Annotated in this window: 14 protein-coding genes; 4 read left to right on the forward strand and 10 right to left on the reverse strand. The window is 62.5% G+C overall.

Annotated elements, in window-relative coordinates; genetic code table 11:
• The first annotated feature begins 6 nt into the window (after positions 1-6).
• Positions 7-1,674, forward strand: coding sequence for an ABC transporter ATP-binding protein (locus ACFPWW_RS19735; RefSeq protein WP_377313012.1), 1,668 nt, complete (start codon positions 7-9; stop codon positions 1,672-1,674).
• A 22-nt stretch (positions 1,675-1,696) separates the two neighbouring features.
• Positions 1,697-3,061 carry an alpha-glucosidase/alpha-galactosidase gene (locus ACFPWW_RS19740; RefSeq protein WP_112571172.1) on the forward strand — a complete coding sequence of 455 codons (1,365 nt, stop codon included), beginning with the start codon at positions 1,697-1,699 and terminating at the stop codon, positions 3,059-3,061.
• A gap of 55 nt (positions 3,062-3,116) precedes the next feature.
• On the opposite strand, the gene ACFPWW_RS19745 is transcribed toward ACFPWW_RS19740, so the two are convergent.
• From ACFPWW_RS19745 to ACFPWW_RS19760, 4 genes are all read right to left on the reverse strand, one after another.
• On the reverse strand, positions 3,117-3,611 hold the full coding sequence (locus ACFPWW_RS19745) for an RES family NAD+ phosphorylase (protein WP_377313013.1): 495 nt from the start codon (positions 3,609-3,611) through the stop codon (positions 3,117-3,119).
• Between the two features lie 9 nt (positions 3,612-3,620).
• Positions 3,621-3,971, reverse strand: a complete 351-nt coding sequence (locus ACFPWW_RS19750) for an MbcA/ParS/Xre antitoxin family protein (protein ID WP_112703047.1) — start codon at positions 3,969-3,971, stop codon at positions 3,621-3,623.
• Between the two features lie 114 nt (positions 3,972-4,085).
• Positions 4,086-4,958 carry an amidohydrolase family protein gene (locus ACFPWW_RS19755; protein WP_377313014.1) on the reverse strand — a complete coding sequence of 291 codons (873 nt, stop codon included), beginning with the start codon at positions 4,956-4,958 and terminating at the stop codon, positions 4,086-4,088.
• Positions 4,955-6,667: an IlvD/Edd family dehydratase gene (locus ACFPWW_RS19760; protein ID WP_377313015.1), complete on the reverse strand. Its 1,713-nt coding sequence runs from the start codon at positions 6,665-6,667 to the stop codon at positions 4,955-4,957. Before ACFPWW_RS19760 ends, ACFPWW_RS19755 begins: the two co-directional genes overlap by 4 nt.
• Positions 6,668-6,888: 221 nt before the next feature.
• Between ACFPWW_RS19760 and ACFPWW_RS19765 the strand changes: the two genes are divergently transcribed.
• Both ACFPWW_RS19765 and ACFPWW_RS19770 read left to right on the forward strand, forming a co-directional pair.
• Positions 6,889-7,914: a Gfo/Idh/MocA family protein gene (locus tag ACFPWW_RS19765; RefSeq protein ID WP_112571164.1), complete on the forward strand. Its 1,026-nt coding sequence runs from the start codon at positions 6,889-6,891 to the stop codon at positions 7,912-7,914.
• Positions 7,915-7,940: 26 nt separating this feature from the next.
• Positions 7,941-8,612, forward strand: coding sequence for a GntR family transcriptional regulator (locus ACFPWW_RS19770; RefSeq protein ID WP_112703051.1), 672 nt, complete (start codon positions 7,941-7,943; stop codon positions 8,610-8,612).
• Positions 8,613-8,616: 4 nt separating this feature from the next.
• Here ACFPWW_RS19770 and ACFPWW_RS19775 read toward each other — a convergent pair whose 3' ends face one another.
• Genes ACFPWW_RS19775 through ACFPWW_RS19800 form a run of 6 tightly spaced genes read right to left on the reverse strand, consistent with a single transcriptional unit; the run spans position 8,617 to position 14,482 of the window.
• Complete coding sequence (locus tag ACFPWW_RS19775) at positions 8,617-9,603, reverse strand: PfkB family carbohydrate kinase (RefSeq protein ID WP_377313016.1); 987 nt, start codon at positions 9,601-9,603, stop codon at positions 8,617-8,619.
• Positions 9,600-10,655 carry an ABC transporter ATP-binding protein gene (locus ACFPWW_RS19780; protein WP_377313017.1) on the reverse strand — a complete coding sequence of 352 codons (1,056 nt, stop codon included), beginning with the start codon at positions 10,653-10,655 and terminating at the stop codon, positions 9,600-9,602. Before ACFPWW_RS19780 ends, ACFPWW_RS19775 begins: the two co-directional genes overlap by 4 nt.
• Positions 10,656-10,680: 25 nt before the next feature.
• Entirely contained in the window at positions 10,681-11,502 is an 822-nt protein-coding gene (locus ACFPWW_RS19785; protein WP_377313018.1) for a carbohydrate ABC transporter permease, read from the reverse strand.
• Positions 11,502-12,440: a carbohydrate ABC transporter permease gene (locus tag ACFPWW_RS19790; RefSeq protein ID WP_112571154.1), complete on the reverse strand. Its 939-nt coding sequence runs from the start codon at positions 12,438-12,440 to the stop codon at positions 11,502-11,504. Before ACFPWW_RS19790 ends, ACFPWW_RS19785 begins: the two co-directional genes overlap by 1 nt.
• Positions 12,440-13,771 carry an ABC transporter substrate-binding protein gene (locus tag ACFPWW_RS19795; protein WP_112703054.1) on the reverse strand — a complete coding sequence of 444 codons (1,332 nt, stop codon included), beginning with the start codon at positions 13,769-13,771 and terminating at the stop codon, positions 12,440-12,442. Before ACFPWW_RS19795 ends, ACFPWW_RS19790 begins: the two co-directional genes overlap by 1 nt.
• A gap of 51 nt (positions 13,772-13,822) precedes the next feature.
• Positions 13,823-14,482 carry a GntR family transcriptional regulator gene (locus ACFPWW_RS19800; protein ID WP_112571150.1) on the reverse strand — a complete coding sequence of 220 codons (660 nt, stop codon included), beginning with the start codon at positions 14,480-14,482 and terminating at the stop codon, positions 13,823-13,825.
• Between the last annotated feature and the right edge of the window lie 22 nt (positions 14,483-14,504).

Here is a 14,504-nt window from a genome sequence, read left to right on the forward strand (position 1 = left end):
ATGAAGATGGCTCTCGCTCTCGTCAGTTCCTTCGCCCCGCCCGTCCGTCACGATCACGATGGCCGCACGGAAAGCCCTGTTATCGATGCGCGCAATATCGGCGTGAACTTCAAGGTCGAGCACGGCACCGTCGAAGCCGTGAAGGACATTTCCTTCCAGCTCTATCGCGGCGAAACGATCGCCATTGTCGGGGAGTCCGGCTCCGGAAAATCCGTGACGGCGCGCACCGTCATGGGCCTGCTTTCCAAGCGCGCGGTCATCTCGCCGCGCTCGAGCGTCGAATATGATGGCGCCAATATCCTGAAATTTTCCGAGAAAGCCCGCCGCAGGCTGCGCGGCGACCGCATCTCGATGATCTTCCAGGAGCCGATGAGCTCGCTGAACCCGATCTACACGATCGGCAGCCAGATCGTCGAGGCGATCCGGGTTCATCGCAAGATGAGCCGCAGGCAGGCCGAGGCACGGGCACTGGAACTGCTGAATCAGGTGCAGATCCCCGATCCCGAGGCGCGGTTGCGCCAATACCCGCATCAGCTTTCCGGCGGCCAGCGCCAGCGCGTCATGATCGCCATGGCGCTCGCCAACGATCCCGATGTGCTGATCGCCGACGAACCGACGACGGCGCTCGACGTCACCGTCCAGGCACAGATCCTCAATCTCATCCGCAACCTGCAGAAGGAATTGCGGATGGCGGTGATCCTCATCACCCATGACCTGACGGTGGTGCGCAAATTCTCCGACTATGTTTACGTGATGCAGCATGGCGAGATGCGCGAGCACAATGTGACCGAACAGCTTTTCGCCAATCCGCAGCACCCCTACACCAAGCATCTGCTCGCATCCGAGCCGCGCGGCCAGGCCAATCCGCTGCCCGAGGGATCGGATATCATTCTCGATGCGCGCGGTGTGCGCGTTTCCTTCATGATGCGCCACGGCGGTTTCTTCAAGCCGGAGCTGCGCGAGCTGGTCGCCGTCGACAGCCTCAATCTGACGCTGAGGCGGCACGAGACGCTCGGCCTCGTCGGCGAATCCGGTTCGGGCAAGACCACCTTCGGCCAGGCGCTGCTGAGGCTCAGCGATACGGACAATGGCGAGATCTATTTCGACCGGCAGCCGATCCACGGCAAGTCGCGGGCGGAAATGCGGTCTCTGCGCTCGCGTATGCAGGTCGTCTTCCAGGATCCCTTCGCCTCGCTCAATCCGCGCATGACGATCGGCCAGATCATCGAGGAAGGGCTCATCGTCAACAAGCTCGGCGCCAGCAGGGCAGAACGTCTCGACCGCGTGCGCGAGGCCCTGGTCGCCGCCGGCATGCCCGGCAATATCCTCTCACGCTTCCCGCATGAATTTTCCGGCGGCCAGCGCCAGCGCATCGCCATTGCCCGGGCGATTGCGCTGGAGCCGGAATTCATCCTGCTCGACGAGCCGACCTCGGCGCTCGATCTCTCCGTCCAGGCGCAGATCATCGAGCTGTTGCGCAAGCTGCAGGACGAGCGGGGTCTGAGCTACCTTTTCATCTCGCACGACCTGAAAGTCGTGCGTGCCCTCTGCCACCGTGTCATCGTCATGCAGCACGGCAAGATCATGGAAGAGGGACCTGTCAACGAAGTCCTTTCCAATCCCAAGACACCCTACACCGAACGGCTCGTCAAAGCCGCTTTCGAGGTAGCCTGATTTCAGAATGCCGGAGGTTCATATGGCAAATCCCAGAATAGCGTTCATCGGAGCTGGCTCCACCGTTTTCATGAAGAATATCGTCGGCGATATCCTGCAGCGTCCGGCGCTGTCGGGGGCCACGATCGCGCTCATGGACATCAATCCGCAGCGGCTGGAAGAAAGCGCCATCGTCGTCAACAAGCTGATTTCCACGCTTGGCGTGAAGGCGAAGGCGGAGACCTATTCCGATCAGCGCAAGGCGCTCTCGGGCGCCGATTTCGTCGTCGTCGCCTTCCAGATCGGCGGCTACGAGCCCTGCACTGTCACCGATTTCGAAGTGCCGAAGAAATACGGCCTGCGCCAGACCATTGCCGACACGCTCGGCGTCGGCGGCATCATGCGCGGCCTCAGAACCGTGCCGCATCTCTGGAAGATCTGCGAGGATATGCGCGCCGTCTGCCCGAACGCCATCATGCTGCAATACGTCAACCCGATGGCGATCAATACCTGGGCGATTGCCGAGAAATACCCTGATATCAAACAGGTCGGCCTCTGCCATTCCGTGCAGGGCACGGCGATGGAACTCGCCCACGATCTCGACATTCCCTATGACGAGATCCGCTACCGCTCGGCCGGTATCAACCACATGGCCTTCTACCTGAAGTTCGAGCATCGCCAGCCGGACGGTTCCTACAAGAACCTTTATCCCGATCTGGTGCGCGCCTACCGCGAGGGCCGCGCGCCGAAGCCCGGCTGGAATCCGCGCTGCCCGAACAAGGTACGCTACGAGATGCTGACGCGTCTCGGCTATTTCGTTACCGAAAGCTCGGAGCATTTCGCCGAATACACGCCATACTTCATCAAGGAAGGCCGCGAGGACCTGATCGAGAAGTTCGGCATTCCGCTCGATGAATATCCGAAGCGCTGCATCGAACAGATCGCCCGCTGGAAGGGGCAGGCGGAGACCTATCGGTCTGCCGACACGATCGAAGTCAAGCCGTCGAAGGAATATGCGTCCTCGATCATCAATTCGGTCTGGACCGGCGAACCCTCGGTCATCTACGGCAATGTGCGCAACAATGGCTGCATCACTTCACTGCCGGCCAATTGCGCCGCAGAAGTGCCTTGCCTCGTCGATGCCTCCGGCATCCAGCCGACCTTCATCGGTGATCTGCCGCCGCAGCTGACGGCGCTGATCCGCACCAACATCAATGTCCAGGAACTGACGGTCCAGGCACTGATGACGGAAAATCCCGAACATATCTATCATGCCGCGATGATGGACCCGCATACGGCCGCCGAACTCGATCTCGACCAGATCTGGTCGCTGGTCGACGAACTGCTCGCCAGCCATGGCGACTGGCTGCCGGAATGGGCACGGCCGAACAAGGTACGCGCCGCCTGAGATGCGAAAGACTATCAGCGCCGGCAATGATGGCCGGCGCTGATGGCTTGCACGGTCAGGACAGTCTACCCTCGTCGTCGATCAAGGTCAGCCGGCAGGGCGCCTTGTCGCCCCACCGCCACAGGACAAGATTGATATCTTCGGCTCTCGCTGCGGGCGCGAAACTCCTGACCAGCAGCCCGTGATAGCCTTCGGATGCGAGGTGTCGGGCAAAAGCCTGCGTCCTCGCTTCGCCCTTGACCCTCATTTCATCGCGCCAGCCTGGTGAGGCAAGTGCCGCGGCATCGATGCCGAGCGCCTGGAGGGCGCTCTCGTCCCTCGTGTCGAAGACGCGTTCGATATCGGCCTCGTAGGAGACGAGTGTCGTCGGCTGCAGGCTGCCGACCTGATTGGCCTCCCTGAGCGCCGTCAGTACCGAGAGCGACGTATAGAGCGCCGGCATTCCCTTGGGATTGAAGCGACCGCCATAAAGCTCCGCGCCGCGGCCGGAGAGCGGCTGGCGGGCATAGATCGGGTTCAGCGCGCGATAGAGCTTTCCTTCGTAGCGCATCGGCCGGGATCAGGCGTGGACGCCGGCATCGATCGCATCGATATAGTCGAGCACTTCCTCCGCCCGCCCGTCGCGAACGAGCTGCATCGCCGTCTGGCCGGAAAAGCCCGACAGGGGTTCGGAACGATACCAGGCATAGGCCATCAGCGCCGATCCGAAGCGGGGTTCGACCTTATTGACGACCTCGATCATCTCGCGCAGCCGCCGCTGCGTCTTGTCCGAGCGCAGTCGGTCCTTGCGCTGGATCGCATCCTTGCCGAGACCGGCGGTGCGGGCAATCTCCTCGCTGGTCGTGCGGAAGGCATCGGCGATCTTGCGGGGGGCGAACAGCCCGTCATCTGCATATTGTGCCAGGCCCATGATCCATCTCCATGCCGCTATCATTGACACTATATAGCGTCAAAACAGGTGGCATTCAATGATCTCGCTACTTTTGCCGGTATTGCTGGCCAATCTTTTCGGCCGCCTTCGCGCTCAGCGGCCGAAGAACAGCGTTTCGGCATTTTCGATAAAAATCCTGCGGGCAAGCGCGGCCTCGCCGATCGCCTCCTGCATGCCGTCGATCAGGTCGGCATCGTCGGGCATGTCGTTCCAGAGCTCGGTATGCGGCCAGTCGCTGCCCCAGAGCAGTTTTTCCGGATGGCTGGCCGCAAGCGCGCGCACCACTTCGGCAAAGCCGGCATAGCCGGGCTCACGCGTCAGCCGATAGGGAGCCGTCAGCTTGATATAGCCGCCGGGATGATCGGCGAGCCGCTGCAGCGCCGGAAGGTGCTGGCGCCATGCGCCGTCGGCGAGCGGTATGAAACCCAGATGATCGATCACGAAGCGGATGCCGAGAGACGGCAGCCGTCCGGCAAGATCGTCGATCTGGTCCGGGCTGACCTGAAGCTGCAGCGACCAGCCGAAATCGCGGATCGCTGCCGCAAGCCTCTCGGCGGCCGCCAGCGGCAAGCCGCCCTTGTTGCGGGTGTTGATGCGAACGCCGCGCACGCCGAGCAGATCCAGCCGGGCGATCTCGTCGGAGCCTGTTTCGGGTTCGATGACGACGATACCGCGCAGGCGCTCCGGGAAGGCGGCCAGGGCCTCGATCAGAACCCGGTTGTCAAGGCCGTAGACGCTCGGCTGCACGAGGATGCCCCTGGCGATGCCGAGCCTGTCGGCGAAGGCAATCCAGTCAGCGGTCGTCGCGATCCGGGGCGTATAGCTGCGGGGCGTGTTGAGCGGCGCGCCCGACCGGAAGACATGGAAATGCGTATCGATCGTGCCCTGTGGCAGCGGCTTTGCGGGAAGACGCGCCAGCGGCAGGCGCGGCAGGCAGAGTGGCGCTTCATTGTCCGCGAGGCTCATTTCCCTTCCAACTCCTCATGCTGGAGGAAATCGAAATCGACGCCTTCGTCGGCCTGCAGCACACGCGTATGATAGAGCTTGGCATAACCGCGTGCCGGCTCGGCGGCCGGTACTTTTCCAAGCTCGGCCACACGCCGGTCGAATTCGGCCGGGTCGATGGCAAGGTCTATGCGTCTTTCCCGGACGTCGAGGCGAATTCGGTCTCCGGTTCTGACGATCGCCAGCGGTCCGCCCGCCGCTGCTTCCGGGGCGATATGCAGCACGATCGTCCCGAAGGCGGTGCCGCTCATGCGGGCATCAGAGATGCGCACCATGTCCTTCACGCCCTGCCGTGCAAGCTTGCGCGGGATCGGCAGATAGCCGGCTTCCGGCATGCCCGGCGCGCCCCTGGGGCCGGCATTGCGCAGCACGAGAACGTCGTCCGGGCTGACGTCGAGGTCGTCGCGATCGATCCGCAGGGCCATGTCCTCGACAGAATCGAAGACCACCGCTCGCCCTTCATGCTGCAGCAGATCCTTCGATGCCGCCGATTGCTTGATGACGGCGCCGCGCGGCGCCAGATTGCCGTGGAGGACGGCAATTGTGCCGATCGGCTTCAGCGGCTTTTCCACGGTGCGGATGATGGTCTGGCCGGGCTCATCGGGAGCCGCGTCGATCACCTCGCCGATCGTCTTGCCGTAGATCGTCCGCTGACTGCCGTCGATCTCGTGGCGCACCGCCTTCAGGAGCGCCTGCACGCCGCCGGCCTCATGGAACTGCTCCATATAGTGCTGGCCGGAGGGCTGCAGATCGACAAGCAGCGGGATGATCTTGCCGAGCCTGTCGAGCTCGGCCATGTCGAGGCGAAGGCCGAGCCGCCCGGTAATGGCGGCAAGATGGACGACGGCATTGGTCGAGCCGCCCATTGCCTGCAGCGCGACGAGGCCGTTGCGGATGGCGGCGGGTGTGAGGATATCGCGCACGGTCGGCGCATCTTCCTTGGCGGCGAGCCCGGCGGCGACGCGGCCGGTCTCTTCGGCAAGCCGCACCCGCTCGGATTCGGCAGCAGGTGCCGATCCTGCCCGCGGCAGGCAGAGCCCCATCACCTCGGTCAGGTTGGCCATGGTGCTGGCTGTGCCCATGACAGTACAGGTGCCGACCGAGCTTGCGAGCTTGTTGTTGACGTCGGTAATTTCCGCCTCGTCGATTTCGCCGGCGCGGAAGCGGCCCCAGAAACGGCGGCAATCGGTGCAGGCGCCCAGCCGTTCGCCCTTGTGATGGCCGACGGCCATCGGCCCGGTCGGCAGGAAGATCGCCGGGATCTCGCTGCTGGCCGCCGCCATGATCTGTGCCGGCAATGTCTTGTCGCAGCCGCCGATCAGGATCACGGCATCCATCGGCTGGGCGCGGATCATCTCCTCGGTCTCCATCGCCATCAGATTGCGCAGGTACATCGAGGTCGGCGAGGCAAAGCTCTCGTGAATGGACATGGTCGGGAAGACCATCGGCATGGCGCCGGCCAGCATGACGCCGCGCTTGGCGGCTTCGATCAGCTGCGGAACATTGCCGTGGCACGGATTGAAATCGCTATAGGTATTGGCAATGCCCACGATCGGCCGATCGAGGGCGTCATCCGAATAGCCCATCGCCTTGATGAAGGCCTTTCTGAGGAAAAGGGAAAAACCCTGATCGCCGTAACTCGTCAGCTTGCGACGAAGACCGCTCGACATTGTTCCTCCCTTATCCCTTAAATTGAGCTCAAGCCTAGTGGGATATGCAAGATTGTCAATAAAGAAGATGTGTCGACACTCTTGCCTATCGCTGCACTTGAAGGGGTGAACAGCAGAAAATCTAAGATAATTCGACATATCTTCGTTTTTTGGTCGCTGAAACGCATTGGCATTTCTACTGGCGACGTTTAAATTATCGATAAAATGAGACGGGAGCAGTCATGGCAGAGATCAAACGAAGGCGGGTGGGAATTATCGGCGCCGGCTGGGTCAGCGAATATCACCTGCCTGCCTGGATGAAGCAGTCGGCGCGCGCCGAGGTCGTGGCGATCGCCGATCCGGCCGCGCAGGCGCGCGCGGCCAGAAGCAGGGCCTTCGGCATTGCCAGGACTTATGCGAGCGCAGAAGCGATGCTGGCGGAAGAAGCGCTCGATGCGGTCGATATCTGCGCGCCGCGTGAGGTTCACGTCGAGCTGGTCCGGCTGGCGGCGCAAAGGGGTCTCGATATTCTCTGCCAGAAGCCGCTGGCACCGGACTACGATCAGGCGGCGGCGCTCGTTGCGGAGCTGCCGGAAGCGATCCGCCTGATGGTGCACGAGAACTGGCGGTTTCGCGCCTATTACCGCCGGCTGAAGGCCTGGCTGGAGGAGGGTATTGCCGGCGATATCAGGCAGGTCCAGTTCGAATTCTTCTCGAGCGGCATGATTGCCGATGCCGAGGGCAACAGGCCGGCGCTCGTCCGCCAGCCGTTTTTTCGCAGGCAGCAGCGCCTGCTCGTCATGGAGGTGATGATCCATCATCTCGATACGCTGCGTTATCTGCTTGGCGAACTGGAGGTGGTGGCCGCACGGCTCGAACGCAGCAATGACGATATCGTTGCAGAAGATGTGGCTTCGGTCGTGCTGCGCCGTCTGGACGACGGGGCAATCGTCACTGTAAACGCCAATCTGGCGGTGCATGGCGCGCCGCCGGCGCCGCGCGATCATCTGCGGATATTCGGGACGCAGGCGACGCTGGAATTGTATGGAAGCCGTCTGTCGGCCAGGGGCCGGGCCGAGCGCGAGGAAGAGTTCGATGCGGATGCCGTCTATCAAGGCGCCTATGACGCAACGATTGCCCATTTCCTCGACGGGCTGGATGGCCGTGTGGTGATGGAGACGATGCCTGCCGACAATATCAGGACGCTGGCGCTGGTCGAGGACATCTACCGGCTGAGCCGGTTCGACGCTCGACACAAACCGCGATAAGATGGCTTGCCGCCGGAGGATTATGGATGCAGACGCTTGACGATATCAGAGAGGACGAGATCGAACACGACGATTTGAGCATCGCGCGTGCGCTCGAGGAAGACATCATCTTCGGGCGGCTGGCGCCCGGCACGCGGCTCACCGAAGATACGCTGCTGGCGCGCTTCCACGTCACCCGCCATTTCGCCCGCCAGGCGATCGTCCAGCTGGAGACGATGGGCATCGTCGTGCGCGAGCGCAACAAGGGGGCGACCGTGCGCTCCCTGACCCCGCGGCAGGTGCAGGAAATCTACGACGTGCGCGAGTTGCTGCAGCGTCAGGCCGCCCTCTGGATTCCCTTGCCCGCGCCCGACGAATTGATCGCCGAGCTGACGGCGCTGCACGAGGAGCACGGCCGGCACGTCGAATCCGGCTACCTGCGCGGCGTACACGAGACGAACGACAAGTTTCACCTGACGCTGTTCAGCGCTTGCGGCAATTCCCATCTCGTCCAGTCGATCGAGCTTTACATGCGCCTCAGCCTGCCGGTGCGCGCCAACTCCATGTCCAGCAAGGAATCGCTGCGCATCTCGCACGAGCATCACCGGCTGATGATCGAGATGCTGAAGGGCAGGGACAATTGGGTCCTCGCACAGCTCTGCGTCGATCACCTGCAGCCCAGCAAGAAGCGTTATCTTGCCTATGTGAGCGAAAACTGACGGCCTAACCGGGTGGGCCGGCGATCGTACCGGCCGACGCCAGCGGGCCATGCGTTCCCTCGCCAAGGAGGGCCATGACCGCGGCGCGTTCCGGCGCGCCAAGCCTCCCGCCGAAGGTGCTGCATTTCAATGCGGCGGCGGCAGAGGCCATCCGGATGGCGGCATCGGTCGCCAATCCCTCTGTGATCGCCAGCGCATAGGCGCCGTGGAAAATGTCTCCGGCCGCGAGCGTATCGACCGTCCTGACCCGAAATGCGGGCACATGCGCGACGCCTGCGGTTTCGTCGTTCCACCAGTAGCTGCCCCGCTCTCCGGCCGTGACGACGACCAATGCCTGCGGATATTGCCTTTTGAGGAACGGCACCATGCCGGCCGGATCGTCGACCTGCGAAAGGCTGCAGGCGGCCGGCTCCGAAAAGATGATATGGTCGGCATGTCTCGCCAGCATATCGATGATATCAGGCGGAGCGACATCTCCGTCGAGGATCGCAGGCTTTCCCGCCGCCCGCGCAGCCTGAAGGACCTTGAGGGCGAGAGCCGGCCAGCGCACGTCGACCATGACGGCATCGAATGCCGCGAGATCGCCGGCCGTGACCGTCCTGACATCTTCATGCAGGCGTGGATCGTAGAAGGGGATGATCAGCCTTTCCCCATCGTCGTCGATGAGGATCGACGAAACGGCCGAGCGGGCGCCGACCACCCGTGCGCTGCCGCTGACATCGATACCGGCCTGTTCCAGTTCCGACAGGATCTGCTGGCCGGCCTGATCGCCGCCGACGGCGCCCCACAGGCTTGCCAGGCCCCCGAGGCGGACAATCGCATAGGCCGCGCTGGACGCCATGCCCTCGGCCACCTGCAGCATCTCATGAGGCAGGACCTTGCCCGGCGCCTGCGGAATCGTGCGGACACGAAACAGCGTGTCGAGCACGGCCGCGCCGACGCACAGCACATGGCGCTGCCTGCGGTCCGGATCGGGAAAAGTCGTGTTCAAATGCGCCGGCCAGTCGACTTGTCGAACAGGTGCACACTTGCCGGATCGATGGAGATCGAGACGGTATCGCCATAAGCAATCGCCAGCCGTTCGCGGAAGAGGCAGGAAATCTCTTCGCCGCCGCAGTCGAGCTTGGCGAAGATTTCCGATCCGGTTCCCTCGACGATCTCGGCGCGGCCGGCAATTCCGCCCTGGCCGGCGCGGATATGTTCGGGACGGATGCCGTAGACGAGCTCACCTGCGGGCGGTGCGCTCTTGATGTTTTCCGGCAGCGGCAGGACGAGGCCCTTCTGCGTGCGGAACACGCCCTCCTCGATCTTGCCGTCGATGAAGTTCATCGAGGGCGAGCCGATAAAGCCGGCGACGAAGAGATTGGCGGGGCGGTCATAGAGTTCCAGCGGCGCGCCGACCTGTTCGATGACGCCATCGTGCAGAACGACGATCTTGTCGGCCATCGTCATTGCCTCGATCTGGTCATGGGTGACATAGATCGTGGTGGTCTTGATGCGCTGATGCAGCGATTTGATTTCGGCGCGCATCTGCACGCGCAGTTTGGCGTCGAGATTGGAAAGCGGCTCGTCGAACAGGAAGACCTGCGGATCGCGCACCAGCGCCCGGCCCATGGCCACGCGCTGACGCTGACCGCCCGAAAGCTGCTTCGGATAGCGGTCGAGCAGCTTTTCGAGGCCGAGAATGTTGGCGGCCTTGTTGACACGCTCGGAAATCTCCGAAGCATCGGCCTTCTTCAGCTTCAGGGCAAAGCCCATATTGTCGGCGACGCTCATATGCGGATAGAGCGCATAGTTCTGGAAAACCATCGCGATATCGCGGTCGCGCGCCCGCAGGTTGCTGACGTCACGAGTACCGATCCGGATTTCGCCGTCGCTCATTTCTTCAAGGCCGGCGATCATGCGCAGCAGGGTGGACTTGCCGCAGCCGGACGGGCCGACGAGCACGACGAATTCGCCGTCGGCAATATCGACGCTGATGTCCCTGATGACGTTGATGGCACCAAAGCGCTTCTGGACGTTTCGAATATTCACATTTGCCATGTTGATGGTCCTTTCAGTGCCCGCGTCAGCCGCCCTTGACGGCACCAGCCGTCAGGCCGGCCACGATCTGCTTTTGCGCAAACATCGTCAGCACCAGCACGGGCAGGGTGACGATGAGCGCGGCTGCGGCGAGCGGCCCCCAGCTGACCTGCTCGAAGGACAGCATGTTGTAGACGGCCACGGGCAGGGTTCTGGTTTCGCGGCTCGCAAGCACGATGCCGAAGACGAAGTTGTTCCAGGAGAAGATGACGGAGAGGATGAAGGCGACGACGATGCCGGGCCTGGCGATCGGCAGCGCCACCAGACGGAATACCTGCCAGGACGTCGCCCCGTCGATGCTGGCTGCCTCCTCAAGCTCCATCGGCGTCGTCTCGAAATAGCCGATCATGATCCAGACGACGATCGGCACGGTCACGACGAGGTGGATGATGATCTGCGGCCAGAGCGTGCCGAGCAGGTTGAGCCACTGGAACAGCAGGAACAGGGGAATGAGGAAGGACAGGCCGGGTGTCATGCGCGCGATCATGATGACCATGGCAGAGCGTTCGGCCTTCAGCCGCGCGATGCCGTAGCCGGCGGGCACGCCGATCAGCAGCGCAAGCAGGGTTGCGCCACCGGTGACGAGGATCGAGTTCCAGAAATAGAGGAAGAAATTGTTCTCCTCGAACACCTTCACATAATTCGACCATGCGAAACGCTCGGGAAGGAAGATCGGCGGATAGGCGCCGTTGTCGATTTCATATTTGAGCGAGAGCGAAATCATCCAGAGGAAAAACAGGATGACCGGGGAGACCATGACGAGGGCGACAAACAGCAGCCCGAGACGGTCGATCGTCTTGCGTTTCATCAGCGTGTCTCCGTGTCGGACCAGTTGGCGCGCTGCCGGACCATCATCAGCACGAAGGAAAGCGCGACGATGATGATGAAGAAGACAACCGCCATCGCCGATCCATAGCCGATGTCGTAGTAGGAAAAGGCCGTGTTGTAGAGGTAGATGTTGATCGTTTCGGACGCCGTGCCGGGGCCGCCCTGCGTCATCGCGTAGATGATGTCGAAGCTTTTCACCGCATCGATGCTTCTGATGATGACGCCGATCATCAGGAAGGGCGCGATCATCGGCAGGGTCAGGTAGCGGAACTTCTGCCAGGCGTTTGCCCCGTCGATTTCGGCACTTTCATAGGGCTCGCGCGGAACGGCGGCGAGCCCGCCCAGGACGATGAGCATGATCAGCGGCGTCCACTGCCAGGTCTCGACGAGCACGAGCGAAGGGATGACGCTTTTCTGGTTGTAGATCCATTCCTGCGGCCCGATGCCGACAAGCGACAGAAGGTAATTCAGCACGCCGAGCTGCGGATGGAACATCATGGTCCACACGAGTGCGATGGCAACGGGTGTCGCCATCATCGGCATGACGAAGACGCCGCGCAGCAATCCCCGGAAGGGAAACTGCGCGTCGAAGATCAGGGCGGCGAGCGTGCCCAAAAACAGCGGGGCAACGACGGCAAGCAGCGTATAGAGCGCTGTGTGCCACAAGGACTCCCAGAAGCGCATGTCCACCAGCAGCCGGGTGTAATTGTCCAGGCCGGCAAAAACCACCGGCTGGCCCAGGGTCCAGCTGTTCACGCTCATCCAGAGCGTGAACACCCAGGGAAATACGATGACCGCGGCGATGACGACCAGCGCCGGGACAACGAAGGGCCAGTAGTTCGGAGCAAGCCTTCCAGGCTTGCTCCTTCCATGTGCGGTGTCTTCAGACCGCGCGGTGTCCATGCTCACGGATGCCATTATCCCTCGCTTCGGGCCAGTACCGGTTCGAACTGCGCCGTTGCCGCCTTCAGTTCCGCTGCCGGATCGGCGCCGCCGATCATGTTGGTCAGGCCGACGCCGTAGATGTCGCGGAACTCTGTAACCGGGATGATGACCGGCAGCGCGAGCTGCGAAACCTTTGCCGAGCCGGCGACGGCATCGACCCAGCTGCTCGGCATGGTAACGCCTTCGCGAACCTTGGGGTCCTCGAGAACCGAGTTGCGGAACGGAACGCCGGCACCTGCCTGCAGCAGCCGCGCGCCCATATCGTGGGAAATGACCCACTGGCAGAAGAGATAGGCTGCTTCCTTGTTCTTGCTCGCCGCCGTCACGCCGATGCCGTCGCCCGTCGTTGCGGCCGCCTGCGCCTTCGGCCCCTTCGGCATGACGCCGTAACCGACCTTGCCGACAACCCGCGACTTTTCCGGGTTCTCGATCGGCGGCGCAAAACCGACGCCGTCGAGCCACATGCCGACCTTGCCCTGCAGGAAGGCCGACTGCGCTTCCGCCCAGTTGAATCCGGAAACGCCGACCGGTGCGGCCTTCGTCATCAGCCGCTGATAGAGTTTTGCCGCTTCGACAGCTTCGTCCGAGGTCGTGCGCAGCTTTCCGTCCGGGCCGAGAGGCGTCGAGCCATAGCCGAGCAGCAGGGTCGTCCAGACGGGGACGTTGGCATTCTTGAGGCCGCGGGCGACGAAGCCGTAGGTATTGGACGACGGGTCCGTCAGCGCCTCGGCGGCACTGACCATCTCATCGAAGGTCGAGGGGTAGGAGAGGCCCTTCTTCTCGAAGAGTTCCTTGTTCCAGTAGACGATCCAGTAGTCCACCGAGAAGGGAAGCGAGCGCAGCACGCCTTGCGAATCCTTGGCGAACTGAAGGCCGGCTTCGGCAAAGTCGCTCTCGACCAGCGACGGGTCGGTCAGCGACGGATCCTTGACGAAGCCGCTGATATCGGCAAGCCAGCCGCCCTTTTCGAACTGGCGCTTCTGGACGTGGTAGCTGAGGTGGACGACGTCGAAGCTCGGCTTGCCCGAGCTGAGTTCGATCGTCGTCTTCTGACGCTGCTGCTGCTCGGGCGTGGCCTCCGCATTGACCTTGATGCCGGTCAGCTCTTCGAATTCGCTCAGATATTTCAGGATCGTTTCGCTGCGCGGGCTCTTGACGAGGTTGACCTCGAGCGTCGTTCCGGCAAAGCGCTTCCAGTCGACGGCTGCCGAAGCGGGCTTGATGCCGAGCAGGCCGGCAGCACCAATGGCTGCGGAACCCGCCAGGAAGTTTCGACGCGTCGGACGAATGAATGATGATGACATGCTGTTCTCCTCCTCTGTGTGGCCTGCGATCTCCTCACCGCAGGCGTCGGTCTAAATTCTCAGCGCACGGCTTCGTGCGTGGTTGATATGTGCGGCAAGCGCATCGACGGCCTCTTGCGCGTTCCTTTGTTCGATCGCCTCCAGCACGCGAAGATGCTCGCCCATGACCGGGCCGACGCGCCCGTCGATGCGAAAGCGCTCCTGGCTGATCAGACGCATCTTGATCGAGTTGACGCGGTAGGCGTTGGAAATGATGGTGTTGCCCAACGCATCGATAAAGGCGTCATGCATGCCCCAGTCCACAGCCTGGGCGTGGACTTCCAGTTCATGCGAATGATTGCCGCCTTCGATCGCCGCGACGATCTCGCGATGTTCCTTCAGAAGTGCGGCAATGGTCTCGTCGCTTGCCGTTTCCGTGAAGATCCCGACAGCTTCCTTTTCGAGAAAAAGCCGGAGCTGGAAGGCTTCGCGGATGAGATTGAGGTCGATATGGGCAATCTGCAGACCGCGCTGCGGCACGGTCTTGATGAGCCCCTCGGCTTCGAGCCGCGGAATGAGTTCGCGGATGGCGCCGAGCGTCAGTCCGGTCAGTTCGACCAGCCTGCGCTGGGAGACGAATTGCCCGGGGCGGACGTCGCGCGCCAGCAGATGCCGGGTAAAGCTCTCGTAAGCTTTCTCTCTCAGCGTCGGCTGTTCGTCGGCTCCATCCATCGGGCTCTCCTCGTACATAAGC

This window comes from Rhizobium sp. GCM10022189, assembly GCF_042656325.1.
GTDB lineage: Bacteria > Pseudomonadota > Alphaproteobacteria > Rhizobiales > Rhizobiaceae > Rhizobium.